The sequence below is a fragment of the Streptosporangium jomthongense genome, from assembly GCF_042650425.1.
Classification (GTDB): Bacteria; Actinomycetota; Actinomycetes; order Streptosporangiales; family Streptosporangiaceae; genus Streptosporangium.
In genome coordinates this window covers 1-13,639 of the sequence record NZ_JBHSBC010000025.1, presented here as the reverse complement: position 1 = coordinate 13,639, position 13,639 = coordinate 1, and the positions used below count along the sequence as shown (strand labels likewise).

Genomic DNA, 13,639 nt, shown 5'->3' with positions numbered 1-13,639 from the left:
TCCTCGGACGGCACCGGGAGCGGGTTCCTCGGCTCACAGGGTCTCGGAGAGCGCCTTGATCGGCATCCGCAGGTCGGCCAGCAGGTTGAGGTCCGCCTCGGGGGTACGGCCAAGCGTGGTGAGGTAGTTGCCGACGATGATCGCGTTGATCCCGCCGAGCATGCCGTCACGGGTGCCCAGGTCGCCCAGCGTCAGCTCCCTGCCGCCCGCGTAGCGCAGGATCGTGCGGGGCAGCGCCAGTCTGAAGGTCGCGATCGTCCTGAGCGCCTCGGTACCCGTCAGCAGCGGGAACGACTCGAAGGGCGTGCCGGGACGGGGGTTGAGGAAGTTCAGCGGGACCTCGTCGGGCTGGAGTTCGCCGAGCTGTCCGGCGAACTCGGCCCGCTGCTCCAGCGTCTCGCCCATGCCGACGATGCCGCCGCAGCACAGCTCCATCCCGGCCTCGCGCACCATCAGACAGGTGTCCCAGCGTTCCTGCCAGCTGTGGGTGGTGACGACCTTGTCGAAGTGCGACCTGGCGGTCTCCAGGTTGTGGTTGTAACGGTGCACGCCCATCCCGGCCAGCTCGTCGACCTGCTCCTGGGTGAGCATGCCCAGGGAGCAGGCGACGTTGATGTCGACGGCCTGCCTGATCGCCTCGACCCCCTCGCGGACCTGGTCCATCAGCCGCCGGTCGGGGCCGCGCACCGCGGCCACGATGCAGAACTCCGTCGCCCCCGTCGCCGCGGTCTCCTTGGCCGCCTGGACCAGGGACGGGATGTCCAGCCACGCGGCGCGGACCGGTGAACTGAACTGCCCCGACTGGGAGCAGAAATGGCAGTCCTCCGGGCAGCCGCCCGTCTTGAGGGAGATGATCCCCTCGACCTCGACTTCGGGGCCGCACCACTTCACACGTACCTCGTGCGCGAGCGCCAGCAGGTCGGAAACTCGCTCTTCGGGTAACTCCAGACACCGCAGGGCCTGTCCGGCGTCGAGTCCTCTGCCTTCCTCAAGCACCTGGACGCGGGCGATGTCGAGTATGTCGCTCATGCTGCTCCACTCTGAAGGCCGTCGGCTACGGCTAGAGCCTAAATGTGGATCTGAAGGCTGAGGAGTCGAAGCCCCCTCCCAGCACGGGGGCCAGGCCCATGCGGGCCGTACGGGCGAAGGCCTCCCGGTCGAGGGATCCGGCGCCCTCGGGCAGCGCACCCGCCAGCGGCCTGGCGGCGAGCATCTCCAGATCGGCGACGTTGCACCGTTCGGCGAGGCCGGGTTCGGCGGGCCAGGAACCGATGATCACGCTCGCCAGGTCGAGGCCGCGTCCCGCCATGGCCTCCAGCGTCAGCGCGGTGTGGTTGAGCGTGCCCAGGGACGCCCGCGTCACCAGCAGCACCGGAGCGGACAACGCCCTGGCCAGGTCGGCCAGGGTCGCCCCCTCCTCGTCGAAGCGGACCAGGAGCCCGCCCGCGCCCTCGACGAGCACCAGGCGGTGGGAGGAGGCCAGATCGGCGATGCGGGCGGCGGCGTGGTCGAGGGAGACCGGGGGCAGGCCCGCGACCCTGGCCGCCGCCGCGGGGGCCAGGGGGTCGGGGAACCTGGACAGCTCGAAGGTGGTGGTCACCCCGGTCAGCCGGATGACGTCGTCCAGGTCGCCGGGGTCGAGCGCGCCGACCCCGGTCTGCGCCGGTTTCACCACCGCGACCGAGGCGCCCCGCTCCTTGGCGAGCGCGGCGACCGCGGCGGTGACGATCGTCTTGCCGACTCCCGTGTCGGTCCCGGTGATCACGAGGATGCTCATCCTCCACACCTTACGGACGTCAGGGGCGGCGAAGGCGGGTGACGAACTTGTAGCGGTCTCCCCGGTAGAGGGACTGGGCCCATTCGACCGGGTTGCCGTCGGCGTCGAAGGCGTGCCGGGTGAGCAGCAGCATCGGCAGACCCACGTCCACGCTCAGCACCTGGGCGTCGTACGGTGTGGCCAGCACGGTCTCGATGATCTCCTCGGCGTCCGTCAGCCGTACGTTGTAGGCGTTGTGCAGTGTCTCGTACAGCGAGGAGTGCACCTCAAGCTCGCGCCTGAGCCGGGGGAAGCGGCGGGCGGACAGGTGGGTGGTGTCGATGGACATCGGCTCTCCGTTGGCCAGACGGAGCCGGTGGATCCGCAGCACCCGGCCGCCGGGGTTGATCGCCAGGCGCCGGGCCAGCGGCTCGTCCGCGGTGATGTAGCTGATGTCGAGGATCTTGGTGTCGGGTTCGAGGCCGACGGTCCTGAGGTCACCGGTGTAGGAGGTGAGTTGCAGCACCTGGGCGACCTTGGGGTGCGCGACGAACGTCCCCTTGCCCTGGATGCGCACCAGCCGTCCCTCGACCACAAGTTCGGACAGGGCCTGGCGCACGGTGGTGCGCGACGTCTCGAAACGCACCGCGAGCGTCCGCTCGGGGGGCAGGGCGCTGCCGGCGGCCAGGCTCTTGGTGAGCGCGAGCAGGCTGCGCTTGACGTCGTAGTACTTCGGGATTCTGGGGGATTCCTCCGTCACGCCCGCACCTCGTCCGGAGGTTCGAGGGCGACGGGACCCGTGTCCCACCCGCAGGTCCGCTCGCTTCGCTCACTCACATGGTCACCTTCATCTCGGCCACGGCGGTGAGCGCACCCTTGATCACCGCTAGATCGTCGGAACTCAGATTGGCCCGCGCGGTCAACCGCAGGCAAGAGCGGCCGGCCGGTACCGAGGGCGGCCGGAAGCATCCGACCCGCACCCCGTGTTCCGCACAGATGACGGCGGCCCGAAGCGCCGTCTCGGGTTGGCCGAGCACGATCGGGACGACCGCACCCGCCGGATCGTTGGTCTCCAGACCGAGGTCGCGGGCCAGGGCGGCCAGCTCCTTCGCTCTGGTGAGCACGTGTCCGGGCAGTTCGGGCTGATTGTGAAGGATATCTAGCGCGGCGAGTGCGGCGGCCACGCTCCCCGGCGCGAGAGCGGTGTCGAAGATGAAGGAACGGCCCGTGTTTATCAGGGTTTCGATGACCTCGGGAGCGCCGAGGACGGCCCCGCCCTGGGAACCGAGGGATTTGGAGAGTGTGACCGTTCTCACAACGGTCCGCTCCCCGGCCAGGCCCGCCGCGTGCGCCGCCCCCCGTCCTCCGAACCCGAGGATCCCCAAAGAGTGCGCCTCGTCGACCACCAGCAGCGCGCCCTGCCGTACGGCCGCCGCGTGCAGTTCGGCCAGCGGGGCCAGGTCCCCGTCGACGGAGAAGAGCGCGTCGGTGACCACGATCGCGTGCTCGGTGTCCCGGCCGGCGAGCGCCTTCTCCACGGCCGTCACGTCCCGGTGCGGGGTGACCGTCACGGGGGAGCGCGACAGACGGCAGGCGTCCACGATCGAGGCGTGGTTACCCGCGTCCGAGACCACCAGGGCGTCGCGGCCGAGCGCCGTGACGGCCGCCAGGTTGGCCAGGTACCCGGAGGAGAACACCAGGGCGCCCTCCGCGTGGGCGAAGGCGGCCAGCCGTTCCTCAAGGCGGGCGTGCAGCACGGTCGAACCGGTCACGAGGCGGGAGCCGGTCGCACCCGTTCCCCATTCGAAGGCCGCCGCGGACGCGGCCTCGGCGAGCCGCCGGTCCCCGGCGAGCCCGAGATAGTCGTTCGAGGCCAGATCGACCAGGTCGTCGTCGGAGGCCCGGGCACGCAGGACCCGTCTGAGTCCCGCGGCCTCCCGCGCCACCGCGGCGGTTCGGAAGCGCGCCAGCGGATCGGGCCCATGTGTCATGGGGGCATTTTCCCAATGTGGTGTGCCCGATTCGCGTTCGGCCCCTCAAACCACGCATGATGCACGAGTGCCGACTCTAAGCGACCTGGCGGTTCGTCACACCGCGCTCGACGACGCGGACCTTGAGTGGATGCACTCACTGGTCTCCGACTGGCAGCTTCTGGCCGACCTGTCGTTCGCCGACCTCATCCTGTGGATCCCCCTCAGGGAGGGCACCGGCTGGATCGCGGTCGCCCAGATGCGGCCGACCACGGGCCCGACCGTCTATCACGACGACATCGTGGGGATGACGGCGGCCAAGGGCGAGCGGGCGCTCATCGACACCGCCTGGAACGAGAGGCGCATCTGCCGGGAGGGCGACCCCGACTGGTCGAGCGGAGTGCCGGTGCGCGAGGAGACCATCCCGGTACGGCGCGCCGACCACTTCATCGGCGTGATCCAGCGCTCGACGAACCTCTCCTCCGCGCGCACCCCGTCACGGCTCGAACTCACCTACCTGCAGAGCGCCTCCGACCTGGCCCAGATGGTCGCCGAGGGACGTTTCCCCTTCTCCGGCGCCGAACCGATCCTGGTCCGCTCCCCGCGTGTCGGCGACGGACTGCTCAGGCTCGACCGTGCGGGGCGGGTCACCTACGCCTCGCCCAACGCCCTGTCCGCCTACCGCAGGCTGGGGCTCAACGCGGACCTGGTCGGTGCAGAGCTCGGCCGTACCACGGCGAACCTGTGCTACTCCGACGAGCCCATCAACGAGAACCTGATGATCGTGGCCAGCGGCCGGGAACCGAGGGAGACCGAGGTCGAGTCGGGCGGGACGGTCGTGCAGCTACGGGCGATCCCGCTGGTCGTGGGGGGCGGGCGCATCGGCGCGCTGGTGCTCATCCGCGACGTGACGGAGCTGCGTCGCCGTGAGCGGGAGCTGATGACCAAGGACGCGACCATCAGGGAGATCCACCACCGGGTCAAGAACAACCTGCAGACGGTGGCCGCGCTGCTGCGGCTGCAGGCCAGGCGGTTGCAACTGCCGGAGGGGCGGGAGGCGCTGGAGGAGGCGGTGCGCAGGGTCGGCTCGATCGCGATCGTGCACGAGACGCTGTCCCACACACCCGAGGAACAGGTCGACTTCGACGACATCGCCGACCGGGTGATCGCGATGACAGGGGAGGTCGCCGCACCCGAGGCACAGGTGGTGCCGCGCCGGATCGGGACGTTCGGGGTACTGCGCTCGGAGATCGCGACGCCGCTGGCGATGGTTCTCACCGAGCTGCTGCAGAACGCGGTCCAGCACGGTCTCGCCCAGCGTCCCGGGAAGCTTCAGGTGATCGTCGAGCGAGGTGCCGACCGGCTTGACGTGATCGTCTCCGATGACGGCAACGGCCTGCCGGAGAACTTCGACCTGGAGTCGTCGACCAGCCTCGGCCTGCAGATCGTACGGACGCTCGTCGTCGGCGAACTGTCGGGCAGGTTGGCGATCGAACCTCGTCAGGGCGGTGGCACCGAGGTCACGCTGAGCATTCCCCTCCCCGTGGCCTGAGACCGTGGCATGGGGTCACGGTTCGAGCCCGGGGGGAGGGGCGCGCGGGAGTCGTCGCCTGGTTTGCTAAGGTTCTGTCGGATCGCTGAGATTCAGGCGCTGACACGGGTGCGGACGCGTGCCGTGCGACGCTTGAGGGCGCGGCGTTCGTCCTCGCTCATGCCGCCCCAGACACCGGCGTCCTGACCGGACTCCAGCGCCCACTTCAGGCAGGCCTCGCTGACGTTACAGGTGCGGCAGACCTGCTTGGCCTCTTCGATCTGCATCAGGGCGGGGCCGGTGTTGCCGATCGGGAAGAAAAGCTCGGGGTCCACGTCACGGCAGGCGGCTCGGTGGCGCCAGTCCATGCGTCCACTCCTTCGGATGAGGAGCCCTTGCTTCGGCTCCGGCGGTGTACTTTGTGAAGACTTTCACTAACCAGCGCGAACGATCGCCCGAGCCTGGTTCGGTTCGGGGTTGCGTTCACTAGATCGCCGGTGGCCCAAGAGCGATGTCTCCGCTCAAAGGTCCTACGTTCCGACGTCAATGTTGAGATTGTCAGCCACGCTCAGTACATGCAAGAGGTTTGGGAGAAGGTTTTGCCTGATATGCATGTCGGATGCGTCACACGATGACCGGATGTAACTGGTCATACCACCACTTGTAACGCCTTCGGGATGGAGCGGAACGTTACCCGCTCAACCTCTCCCAGATAGTCACCATCAAGCTGAAAGGCCACGGGGCGCAGGGCGCTCACCGTGAACTCCCGTTCGTCATGGAGTTGTACCAGGTGGCGGCCGGTGGGCAGGGTCTCACGCACCCCGATGATCTGGGGCATCAGATGGCACATCGTGACGGGGTCGAGCCGCTGCAACCCCAGCAGGTCCAGGCCGGTCTCGAAACTCGCCCACGGCGTCGGGCAGACCGGACGGGAGCCCACGTAGGTCCAGGGTGAGGTGTTGGAGACGATCGCCATGAAGAGGTCGTCCGCGGGAGGCACCTCGGGCCCCTCGACGCTCATGGGCGCCTGCCGCCTGTCCGTCGACAGATAGTGGTGCAGGGCCGTGTTCACATAGCGGGCGGGCGTGGCCTTGCGTCCCGCGCCCCGCAGCCCCTCGACGGCCCTGATCACCTCGGCGTCGTACCCGAGCCCGCTGCAGAAGGTGAAGTATCTGCGCCGGCCGTTCCAGATGGCATGGCCCAGTCCGACGGTCCTGCGTCTGTCGTCACGCAGGGCCTCAAGGATCGCGCCGACCGCCTCGACCGGGTCGTTGGGCAGCCCCAGCGCCCGCGCGAAGACGTTGGCGCTGCCGCCGGGGATCGTCAGCAGCGCGGGACGGTTCACCGCGCCCCCGCTCACACCGTCGTCCACGGCACCGTCATCGGACGAATCTTCCCGACGGGCCGTCTCGGCGTCGCCGCCCTCCACGGCTTCCCCGGTGATGTCGGCGATGCCAGGGGCGTCGAGCAGGCCGTTGACGGCCTCGTTGACGGTCCCGTCGCCACCGAGCACGGCGACCACGTCGAAACCGGAGCCATGGGCCTCGCGGGACAGATGGGCCGCGTGCCCCCGGTACTGGGTCTCCTCGACGGTCAGATCCACCGTCGCGCCCAGCGCCCTGATCAGCACGTCCCGCGTCCGCTGGTTCGTCGTGGTGGCCTTGGGGTTCACCAGGAGCATCGCTCGCATAACGCCAGCGTATCCGCCGCGACCACGGCCACGGCGGCAGAGAAGGGCGAGATGTCCCGGCGATAGGCTTTGGCTGTGTCGAACCCCGTGTCGAACCAGCGCCCGCTCACTCTCACCGTCGCAGCCGTCGTCATGGCGCTCGAAGGCGTCGTCACCGTGCTGCTCGGCGGTTACGTCGGAGTCGAGACGGTCATCGGGCAGCCCTCTGACGTGGTGAGCTCGGCCTTCGTCGCCGGTTTCGGCATCCTGCTCGGGGCCGCGCTGGTCTGGGTGGCCCTGGGCATGCTGAGGACCGAGCGATGGTCCAGGAGCCCCGGAGTGCTCGCCCAGATCTTCGCCGTTGTCGTGGGCGTCACGCTGATCCAGTCCGACCAGCGGACGATCGGCATCCCGCTGATCACCGTGGCAGTGATCGGACTGGTCGCGCTGCTGTCACCCCCGACGACCCAGGCGCTCTACGGAGAGCACCGGGACGGCGTCTAGTCCTCCGCCGTCAGCCCCTCGCGGAGCTGAGCCAGGGTCCTGGCCAGCAGCCGGGACACGTGCATCTGGGAGATGCCCAGCTCGGTGGCGATCTGCGACTGCGTCATGTTGCCGAAGAAACGCAGCAGAAGGATGCGCTTCTCGCGGGGCGGCAGCCGTTCGAGAAGGGGCTTGAGCGACTCGCGGTACTCGACGCCCTCAAGGGAGTCGTCCACGATGCCGAGGGAGTCGGCGACCGCGGGCGCGTCGTCGTCACCGGAGTCGGGCGCGTCGAGGGAGACCGTGGAGTAGGCGTTGGCCGACTCAAGCCCCTCAAGCACCTCCTCCTCGGTCATCTTCAGGAACGAGGCCAGCTCTCCGACGGTCGGGGCACGCCCCTCGCGCTGGGACAGCTCGCTGATCGCCTTGGTGAGCGAGAGCTTCAGCTCCTGCAGACGGCGCGGCACACGGACCGCCCAGCCCTTGTCACGGAAGTGACGTTTGATCTCGCCCACGATCGTCGGGGTGGCGTAGGTGGAGAACTCCACCCCACGGGCGAGGTCGAAGCGGTCGATCGACTTGATCAGACCGATGGTCGCGACCTGGGTGAGGTCGTCGAGCCACTCACCCCGGTTGCGGAACCGGCGGGCGAGGTACTCCACGAGAGGCAGGTGGAGCTCGACGAGCTCGTCACGGATGCGCTGGCGCCGTGAGTCGTCGGGGGTCAACTCCGCCAGTTCCGCGAAAAGCAGGCGCGCGCGCACCCGGTCGGGCACCGCGTGGTCGCTGGCGGCCATGGCACGAGTCCTTTCCGTCACGCCGGCCTCGCCGCGCCCCGGCGCTTACGTAGCACGATCGCCATACGGTCGGGGGAGTCGGTCACGGCATCCACGTCGTCGGCAAGCGCGGTGAGCACCATCCAGGCGAAGTCATCACGTTTCGGCGCGGCGCTGCCGACCGTGCTGACCTCGACGCTGACCTGCATCAGCTGCCCGGTCAGCTCGAACTCGGCCGTCAGGTCGGTGCCGGGAACGGCCTGGGTCAGCAGCATCGCGCACGCCTCGTCGACCGCGATCCGAAGGTCCTCGATCTCGTCAAGCGTGAAGTCCAGCCGCGCGGCCAGCCCGGCGGTCGCCGTACGCAGCACGGACAGATAGGCACTCGCGGCCGGCAGCCGGACGCTGACCACGTCACGGATTCCGCCCATGTCGACCGCGGGTGTCTCGGTGTGTTCGGTCACGTTCCTCCTCGCAGAGTCGCTGACTGCAACTTACAGCCCCACGGCGGTGGTTGGCCCGCTTGGACTCGCGATCCGGGTGATTTAGCACCTCAAGAACACTTTAAGACACCGAATGGGCTCTAAGAACAGGTCAGGCCCCGTGTGGTCGCACCCCACACGAGGCCTGGACGTGTCGATCACCGGGCTTTCTGGCTCAGGCGGCCTTGGTCGCCCAGAAGATCTTGGAGATCTCGTCGATCTTGGCCAGGAGCTCGTCCGCCTGGGCCACCTCGACGGTGCCCTTGCCGCCCGCGGCGCCCGCGAGCTTGGTGGCCTCCCAGAACAGCTGGTGCAGCTGGGGGTAGGCCTCCAGGTGCGGGGGCTTGAAGTAGTCGGTCCACAGCACCCACAGGTGGTGCTTGACCAGCTCGGCCCGCTGCTCCTTGATGATCAGTGCGCGAGTGCGGAAGACCGGGTCCTCGTTCGCGTTGTACTTCTCGATGATGGCTTTGACTGACTCGGCCTCGATGCGGGCCTGTGCCGGGTCGTACACGCCGCACGGCAGGTCGCAGTGCGCGGACGCGACGAGCCTGGGCCGCAGAAGTCGTGCAAGCATCGGAAAGTCCTTCCTTGATGCTGAGATCAACATGGTCCGTTACCGACCTTACTCGCCTTCAAATGCCGTATGGGATGGGGTTGAGATCCGTGAGAGTGCGTGTCGAGGGAGATTCCATGCTGCCCGTGCTGCGCCCCGGCGACTGGCTGTGGGTACGGCGTGGCGCTCCCGTCAGCGCCGGGGATCTGGTGGTGGCCAGACTCCCCTCGGACCCGTCGCTGCTCATCGTCAAACGGGCCGCCTGGCGTGAGGGGGAGGACTGGTGGCTGGAGAGCGAGAACCAGCGCGCCTCAGGCCGCAGGGACAGCTGGGACTTCGGCGCGGTGCCCTCCTCGTCACTGGTCGGCCGGGTGGCGCTGCGCTACTGGCCGCCGCCCTTCCTGCGGGCCCGGTAGGCGGCGACGTTCGCCCTGCTGGCGCAGCGCTCGGAGCAGTAACGCCTCGACCGGTTCGAGGAGGTGTCCAGGAAGGCCCGTCTGCAGGGGGCCGCCTGACAGAGGCCGAGCCTGCTCACCCCCAGGTCGGTCACCAGGGTGGCCAGGCCCATCACGGCCCCGGCGGCGTACTGGTCGGCCGCCCGGCCGCTCTCGGTGAGGTGCATGTGCCAGTGCTGGCCGTCGTGCCCGGAGATCTGCGGCTGTACGGGATGCCGGACCAGCAGGGAGTTGAGCCGGTCGACCACGTCGGCCTCGTCACCGGCCTGCGCTGACTCGAAGACGGCGGTCAGCTCCGCGCGCAGGTCCCGCAGGGCGTCGAGGTCGCCGCGGGTGAGGCGGCAGCCGGGCCGGTGACGCCCGCTCTCCTCCAGCAGCGCGCGCAGGCCGTCCAGACCGGCCAGCCGGTCCGGGCTGTTGATCAGTAGTACGGCCAGCTCGGCGTAGGAGGTCAGATCCATCGGACTGTTCCGTCGTGGTGGGTGATGACGACAGTCGTGGCGAGCGACGACGATCGGAGCCGCATCCTACAGGGGTGGCCGGACCGTCACCATGTAACGAAAGAGGCCCCTCGTCATGTAACGAAAGTGAGTGGCCCCTGTCCCCTGGTGGGAGGCCTCCCTGTGGCAGAATCGAGCAACGGGTGACCCCCGTACCCCTCCGACGGCCCCACGAGCAGGCCCCGAGCGACTACCGAAGCCGGGCCAGGCCCGCGGCGGCCGTCTACGAAGGACCAATCCGTCTGAGTCTGACTGAACACAGGGGTCGCTGTGGCTGTCACGCCATCTTCCATCTCTCTAGAATCCCTCGATCTCGATCCGGCCTTCGCCCTGCACCGCGGGGGCAAGCTGGAGGTCCGCTCGACCGTCCCCGTCCGCGACGCCGGTGACCTGGCCCTGGCCTACACACCTGGAGTCGCGAAGGTCTGCAGCGCGATCGCCGACGAGCCCGACCTCGTCAACGACTACACCTGGGTCTCCAACGTGGTCGCCGTCGTCTCCGACGGCACCGCCGTGCTCGGCCTCGGAGACATCGGCCCCGCGGCCGCCATGCCGGTCATGGAGGGCAAGGCCCTGCTGTTCAAGCAGTTCGCCGGGGTCGACGCGGTGCCGATCTGCATCAGCTGCACCGGTGTCGACGAGATCGTCGAGACCGTCGCCCGCCTCGCCCCCTCCTTCGGAGGCGTCAACCTGGAGGACATCAGCGCCCCCAGATGCTTCGAGGTCGAGGACCGGCTGCGCGAACTGCTGGACATCCCCGTCTTCCACGACGACCAGCACGGCACCGCGATCGTCGTGCTCGCGGCGCTGAAGAACGCCGCGCGGCTGACCGGGCGCTCGCTGGGAGACCTGCGGGCCGTGGTCGCGGGAGCGGGCGCCTCGGGGATCGCCGTGAGCCGCATCCTCCTCAACGCCGGCATCGGGGACATCGCGGTGGCCGACTCCAAGGGCCTCATCCACGAGGGCCGCGAGGGGCTCAACCCGGTCAAGGAGGCCCTGGCGCGGAACACCAACAGGGCGGGCCTGCGCGGCTCGACCGAGTCCGCTCTGGCCGGGGCCGACGTGTTCGTCGGGCTCTCCGGATCGACCGTCTCCGAGGAGGCCGTCGCCTCGATGGCGAAGGACTCCATCGTCTTCGCGCTGTCCAACCCGACCCCCGAGGTCCACCCGGAGGTCGCCAGGAGGCACGCCCACGTGGTGGCGACCGGCCGCTCCGACTTCCCCAACCAGATCAACAACGTGCTCGCCTTCCCCGGCGTCTTCCGCGGGGCACTCGATGTCCGCGCCACGGCCATCACCGAGAACATGAAGGTGGCCGCCGCCGAGGCGCTGGCCTCCGTCGTCGGTGACGACCTGTCCGCCGACTACGTGATCCCGAGCCCGTTCGACGAGCGGGTCGCCCCTGCGGTCATCGCCGCTGTCTCCGAGCAGGCCCGTCTCGACGGAGTGGCCCGCAGGTAGCGCTTTCCGGTTTCAGGCCCGTTTCGTCCGGGTCAGTCCTTCCATGTCCGTCGGCCGGGGTCTGCACAGGTCACCCCCTTCCAGATCCGCCGGTGGAACACCCTCGTGGGGACGCCTCTCGCCCGATCGGCGAGGGGCGTTTTTTGGTTTGCGAATCCATGAGCGATGTTCACGGAATGTGCTATAAAAATGGCGTTCCGTTACCTGCTCAGGTGAGAGGCATGCGGGGCGGTTGCCGGTGGCCGTCACAGACGGCCGTGTCTCCCATGCTCAGACGGTTCTCACGGTGAGGAGAGCAATGGAACGCGAGCCGAACCGCGCACTTCAGCGGCTCATCATCGAGTCGGGCTTCACCCACAAGGGGCTGGCCCGCAGGCTCAACGACCTCGGGGTGACCCGCGGTCTGTCCGGCCTGAAGTACGACCACAGCTCCGTGCTGCGCTGGATCGGTGGCCAACGACCCAGAGGCCCCGTCCCCATGCTGCTCGCGGAGATCTTCTCCCTCCGGCTTGGCAGGGCGGTCGGCGTCGAAGATCTCGGCCTGCCCGCCGTCTCCACCCCCACAGATCTGGGGCAGGAGTTCACTCACACGTGGCAGGAAGGGATCGCGACCGTGACAGCACTGTGGCGCGGGGACGTAGAAAGACGCAGGTTTCTGCTCGACTCCACCTTCGCGATCGGCGCGGGTTCGACCGGGGCTCTGCGCTGGTTGACCCTGCCCGTCGAGGAGCATCCCACGGCCAACGGTCCCCGCCGGGTCGGCATGGCCGACATCGCCGCGATCAAGGAGGTCACCCGGTCGTTCGGCGAACTCGACAACAGGTTCGGCGGCGGCAGGGTCAGATCGGCGGTCGTGAAATATCTCGACACCGCCGTCGCCCCACTGCTCGGTGAGGGTTCCTACGCCGAGACGACAGGCAGGGCGCTGGCGTCGGCCGCGGCCGAGCTGACCAGGCTCGCCGGGTGGATGGCCTACGACCTGGAGCAGCACGGCCTGGCCCAGCGCTACCTGATCCAGGCGCTGCGGCTGGCCAGGGGGGCCGGTGACCACGGACTGGGCGGAGAGATCCTCGCGGGAATGAGCCACCAGGCCCTGTACATCGGCCAGCCCGCCCACGCCCTCGACCTGGCCAGGGCCGCCCAGCTCTCGGCCCGCCGCGCCGGGGTCTACGCCCTGCTGGCCGAGGCCCACGTGGTCGAGGCCCACGCCCACGCACTCCTTGAGGACCGCCCGGCGTGCGGGGCCGCCCTGCACGAGGCGGAACTGGCCTTCGACAGGCGTGAGACAGGGGAGCGGCCCGACTGGATCGCCTACTTCGACGAGGCCTACCTGTCGGCCAAGTTCGCCCACTGCTTCCGCGACCTGGGCGACGGCGCGGCGGCCGTACGGCACGCGCGGCGGTCCCTGGACATGGACGGCCGCTATGTCAGGGGGCGGATGTTCAACCTGGCGCTGCTGGCGGCGGGACTGCTGCAGCGCGGGGAACTGGAACACGCCTGCGTCGCGGCGGCCGAGGCGCTGGACCTCGCGACGGGGCTGCAGTCGGCACGGACCCGGTCCTACGTGACCGACCTGCGCCGCAGGCTGGCCCCCTTCGCCGGGAACAGGACGGTCGCCGAACTGGACGTGCGGGCCGGAGATCTCGTCTCCGTCACGTGAGCCGAACCTGACAGGAACCCTGACAGAGTACGGTCGGCGAATTCATGCGGACTTTACAGCGGACATGACAAAGAGACCCGGCGTGCGCATCGCCGGGTCTCCCTGTGGTGGAACTGGGTGAGCCGGAGGGCCTGGACCCTCCGGCTCAGTGGATCATCGGATCCTTACGGCTTACTTGTAGAGCTCGCCGTTCGGGCCAACGATCCTGCCGGACCAGACAGCCGCGGCCTTCTTGTAGATGTCGGCGGTCTCGCCGTCGAAGTAGGCCGAGGTGATCAGGTCGTAGCGGCCGTTCTTGTCCTGGTCGCCGAACTGGCTGGTGACGCCGTTGACGTAGCCA

At 68.9% G+C, this 13,639-nt stretch carries 15 protein-coding genes; 5 read left to right on the top strand and 10 right to left on the bottom strand.

What is annotated here, in order from left to right; all coding sequences use genetic code 11:
• Nucleotides 1-33 precede the first annotated feature (33 nt).
• The 4 genes from bioB to ACFOYY_RS24830 form a co-directional block, all read right to left on the bottom strand.
• Nucleotides 34-1,029 (bottom strand): biotin synthase BioB, encoded by a 996-nt coding sequence (gene bioB / locus ACFOYY_RS24845; protein ID WP_352015099.1) that lies wholly within the window; start codon nt 1,027-1,029, stop codon nt 34-36.
• A 31-nt stretch (nt 1,030-1,060) separates the two neighbouring features.
• Nucleotides 1,061-1,777 (bottom strand): dethiobiotin synthase, encoded by a 717-nt coding sequence (bioD, locus tag ACFOYY_RS24840; RefSeq protein ID WP_386192481.1) that lies wholly within the window; start codon nt 1,775-1,777, stop codon nt 1,061-1,063.
• Nucleotides 1,778-1,796: 19 nt separating this feature from the next.
• The gene (locus tag ACFOYY_RS24835; RefSeq protein WP_352015101.1) at nt 1,797-2,516 is read right to left on the bottom strand and encodes a GntR family transcriptional regulator; all 720 of its coding nucleotides are present in this window, start codon (nt 2,514-2,516) and stop codon (nt 1,797-1,799) included.
• 73 nt (nt 2,517-2,589) lie between these two features.
• Complete coding sequence (locus ACFOYY_RS24830) at nt 2,590-3,747, bottom strand: 8-amino-7-oxononanoate synthase (protein WP_362780426.1); 1,158 nt, start codon at nt 3,745-3,747, stop codon at nt 2,590-2,592.
• A 67-nt stretch (nt 3,748-3,814) separates the two neighbouring features.
• Here ACFOYY_RS24830 and ACFOYY_RS24825 point away from each other — a divergent pair, with 67 nt between their 5' ends.
• The gene (locus tag ACFOYY_RS24825) at nt 3,815-5,278 is read left to right on the top strand and encodes a sensor histidine kinase (RefSeq protein WP_352015103.1); all 1,464 of its coding nucleotides are present in this window, start codon (nt 3,815-3,817) and stop codon (nt 5,276-5,278) included.
• A 92-nt stretch (nt 5,279-5,370) separates the two neighbouring features.
• On the opposite strand, the gene ACFOYY_RS24820 is transcribed toward ACFOYY_RS24825, so the two are convergent.
• Together ACFOYY_RS24820 and ACFOYY_RS24815 are read right to left on the bottom strand one after the other, a co-directional pair.
• Nucleotides 5,371-5,625: a WhiB family transcriptional regulator gene (locus ACFOYY_RS24820; RefSeq protein ID WP_352015104.1), complete on the bottom strand. Its 255-nt coding sequence runs from the start codon at nt 5,623-5,625 to the stop codon at nt 5,371-5,373.
• 281 nt (nt 5,626-5,906) lie between these two features.
• A complete protein-coding gene (locus ACFOYY_RS24815) occupies nt 5,907-6,947 on the bottom strand; it encodes a diacylglycerol/lipid kinase family protein (RefSeq protein WP_386192476.1) in 1,041 nt (346 codons plus the stop codon).
• Nucleotides 6,948-7,022: 75 nt separating this feature from the next.
• Between ACFOYY_RS24815 and ACFOYY_RS24810 the strand changes: the two genes are divergently transcribed.
• Nucleotides 7,023-7,430 carry a hypothetical protein gene (locus ACFOYY_RS24810; RefSeq protein WP_352015106.1) on the top strand — a complete coding sequence of 136 codons (408 nt, stop codon included), beginning with the start codon at nt 7,023-7,025 and terminating at the stop codon, nt 7,428-7,430.
• On the opposite strand, the gene ACFOYY_RS24805 is transcribed toward ACFOYY_RS24810, so the two are convergent.
• The 3 genes from ACFOYY_RS24805 to sodN form a co-directional block, all read right to left on the bottom strand.
• Entirely contained in the window at nt 7,427-8,206 is a 780-nt protein-coding gene (locus ACFOYY_RS24805) for an RNA polymerase sigma factor SigF (RefSeq protein WP_352015107.1), read from the bottom strand. The genes ACFOYY_RS24810 and ACFOYY_RS24805 overlap by 4 nt on opposite strands.
• 17 nt (nt 8,207-8,223) lie before the next feature.
• Nucleotides 8,224-8,649 carry an anti-sigma factor gene (locus ACFOYY_RS24800; protein WP_386192473.1) on the bottom strand — a complete coding sequence of 142 codons (426 nt, stop codon included), beginning with the start codon at nt 8,647-8,649 and terminating at the stop codon, nt 8,224-8,226.
• Between the two features lie 193 nt (nt 8,650-8,842).
• Nucleotides 8,843-9,244, bottom strand: coding sequence for a superoxide dismutase, Ni (gene sodN / locus ACFOYY_RS24795; RefSeq protein ID WP_352015108.1), 402 nt, complete (start codon nt 9,242-9,244; stop codon nt 8,843-8,845).
• 62 nt (nt 9,245-9,306) lie between these two features.
• Between sodN and ACFOYY_RS24790 the strand changes: the two genes are divergently transcribed.
• Nucleotides 9,307-9,639 (top strand): S24 family peptidase, encoded by a 333-nt coding sequence (locus ACFOYY_RS24790; protein WP_362909617.1) that lies wholly within the window; start codon nt 9,307-9,309, stop codon nt 9,637-9,639.
• On the opposite strand, the gene ACFOYY_RS24785 is transcribed toward ACFOYY_RS24790, so the two are convergent.
• Complete coding sequence (locus ACFOYY_RS24785; RefSeq protein WP_352015110.1) at nt 9,606-10,139, bottom strand: CGNR zinc finger domain-containing protein; 534 nt, start codon at nt 10,137-10,139, stop codon at nt 9,606-9,608. The genes ACFOYY_RS24790 and ACFOYY_RS24785 overlap by 34 nt on opposite strands.
• 309 nt (nt 10,140-10,448) lie before the next feature.
• Between ACFOYY_RS24785 and ACFOYY_RS24780 the strand changes: the two genes are divergently transcribed.
• Both ACFOYY_RS24780 and ACFOYY_RS24775 read left to right on the top strand, forming a co-directional pair.
• Complete coding sequence (locus ACFOYY_RS24780; RefSeq protein WP_386192469.1) at nt 10,449-11,639, top strand: NAD(P)-dependent malic enzyme; 1,191 nt, start codon at nt 10,449-10,451, stop codon at nt 11,637-11,639.
• Nucleotides 11,640-11,937: 298 nt separating this feature from the next.
• Nucleotides 11,938-13,299, top strand: a complete 1,362-nt coding sequence (locus ACFOYY_RS24775; RefSeq protein ID WP_386192467.1) for a hypothetical protein — start codon at nt 11,938-11,940, stop codon at nt 13,297-13,299.
• Nucleotides 13,300-13,639 lie beyond the last annotated feature (340 nt).

What these genes read in the sequence shown, in the direction of transcription:
- bioB (WP_352015099.1), bottom strand. Translation starts at nt 1,029, where the DNA reads ATGAGCGACATACTCGACATCGCCCGCGTCCAGGTGCTTGAGGAAGGC.
- ACFOYY_RS24775 (WP_386192467.1), top strand. Translation starts at nt 11,938, where the DNA reads ATGGAACGCGAGCCGAACCGCGCACTTCAGCGGCTCATCATCGAGTCG.
- ACFOYY_RS24790 (WP_362909617.1), top strand. Translation starts at nt 9,307, where the DNA reads ATGCCGTATGGGATGGGGTTGAGATCCGTGAGAGTGCGTGTCGAGGGA.
- ACFOYY_RS24830 (WP_362780426.1), bottom strand. Translation starts at nt 3,747, where the DNA reads ATGACACATGGGCCCGATCCGCTGGCGCGCTTCCGAACCGCCGCGGTG.
- ACFOYY_RS24785 (WP_352015110.1), bottom strand. Translation starts at nt 10,139, where the DNA reads ATGGATCTGACCTCCTACGCCGAGCTGGCCGTACTACTGATCAACAGC.
- ACFOYY_RS24820 (WP_352015104.1), bottom strand. Translation starts at nt 5,625, where the DNA reads ATGGACTGGCGCCACCGAGCCGCCTGCCGTGACGTGGACCCCGAGCTT.
- sodN (WP_352015108.1), bottom strand. Translation starts at nt 9,244, where the DNA reads ATGCTTGCACGACTTCTGCGGCCCAGGCTCGTCGCGTCCGCGCACTGC.
- bioD (WP_386192481.1), bottom strand. Translation starts at nt 1,777, where the DNA reads ATGAGCATCCTCGTGATCACCGGGACCGACACGGGAGTCGGCAAGACG.
- ACFOYY_RS24815 (WP_386192476.1), bottom strand. Translation starts at nt 6,947, where the DNA reads ATGCGAGCGATGCTCCTGGTGAACCCCAAGGCCACCACGACGAACCAG.
- ACFOYY_RS24805 (WP_352015107.1), bottom strand. Translation starts at nt 8,206, where the DNA reads ATGGCCGCCAGCGACCACGCGGTGCCCGACCGGGTGCGCGCGCGCCTG.